Raw genomic sequence first — 1,358 nt, forward strand, 5'->3', positions numbered from 1 at the left:
GGGCCTTCCCCCGTGATGGTGGACACGCTTCGTTGATCACGCGGCGAGCGTGAGCTTAGCCGCGTGGTGCCGGCGTTCGTATTCGTTGGGGTTGAGGTGGCCGTTGGCGGAGTGCCGGCGGCGGGTGTTGTAGCGGGTCAGCCAGGCAAATACCGTCCTTCTGCAGGTGCTGGTGTCGCCGTAGTCGCGGGCGCCCCGGAGCGTCTCGCGTTTCAAGGACGCGTGGAAACTCTCGCAAGCCGCGTTGTCCGCGCTGGTGCCGACCGCGCCCATCGACCGGGTCACGCCGAGCCGGTCGCACAGGTCGGCGAAGGCCCGGGAGCCGTATTGGGCTCCGTGGTCGGAGTGGAACACGGCGCCGTCCAGGCCGCCGCGGGTCGAGGCCGCCATCTGCAGTGCGTCGGCGACCAGGCTGGTGCGCATGTGGTCGGCGATGGACCAGCCGACGACCCTGCGGCTGAAGCAGTCCAGCACAGTCGCGAGGTAGAGGAACTCCCCGCCTGCGAGCGGGAGATACGTGATGTCGCCCATGTATTTGCGCCCCGGCTCGGTGGCGGTGAAGTCCCGCTGGAACAGGTCGGGAACCTGTGAGGCCGCCGGGTCCGGGATCGTGGTGCGGACGCGCCTGCGCAGGCGGATTCCGGTGATGGAGAACGTCCGCATGATCCGGGCGACCCGCTTCTCGTTGACCCGCCGCCCTTTCTCGCGAAGCTCGGCCGTTATTCGCGGCGAGCCATAGGCGCCGCCGGACTCGCCGTGGACCTCGCGGATCTCCTCGGCCAGGACCCGGTCCTCCCGCTGCCGGGTGGCCCGAGCCTCAGTGCCGGCGAGCCACTTGTAGTAGCTGGACCGGTTCACGTCCAGGACCTGGCAGAGCCGCTTCACCTCGTAGGTGTTCCGGTGGTCGTCAACGAACTGGAAGCGGCTCCTCACCAGTTCGTCTCTCCGGCGAAATACTTGGCCGCCTTGCGCAGGATGTCCCGCTCGGTGGCGAGCTTGCGCTCATTCGCCTCGAGCTCGGCCACCCGAGCCTCCAGCTGCCGGATGCGTTCGTCCGGATCGGCGGACGATGCTGCCTGCTCGGCGCGGGCCGCCGGCGTCCCGCCCGCAGACGGGGCAGCGGCGGCGACACCGCGGCGTTCGCGGTCCCGCAGCACCCACTCACGCAAGGTCGCCCGGTTGATGCCCAGGTCGGCGGCGATGCTCTTGTATGTCGCCCCGGGCGTGGACTCGTACAGGGCCACGGCATCGGCCTTGAACTCGTCCGAATAGTCCTTCATCGCCATCGGCGGTCTTCTCGCTTCCTCCGGATCAAGCAGATCCAGTATCAGCGTGTCCACCACTCAGGGGGAGGCCCC

The 1,358-nt window shown here is 68.8% G+C and carries 1 protein-coding gene; it reads right to left on the reverse strand.

The genetic code is table 11. The annotated features are described in order from the left end of the window. Window positions 1-36 precede the first annotated feature (36 nt). Window positions 37-1,286 (reverse strand): IS3 family transposase gene (locus AB0Q90_RS42065; protein ID WP_363166035.1). Its coding sequence is split into 2 segments (ribosomal slippage): window positions 37-948 and window positions 951-1,286, totalling 1,248 coding nucleotides; the frame shifts between segments, so codons are not numbered across the junction. Between the last annotated feature and the right edge of the window lie 72 nt (window positions 1,287-1,358).

Source organism: Streptomyces sp. NPDC079141, assembly GCF_040686775.1.
In the GTDB taxonomy this organism is placed as follows: Bacteria; Actinomycetota; Actinomycetes; order Streptomycetales; family Streptomycetaceae; genus Streptomyces.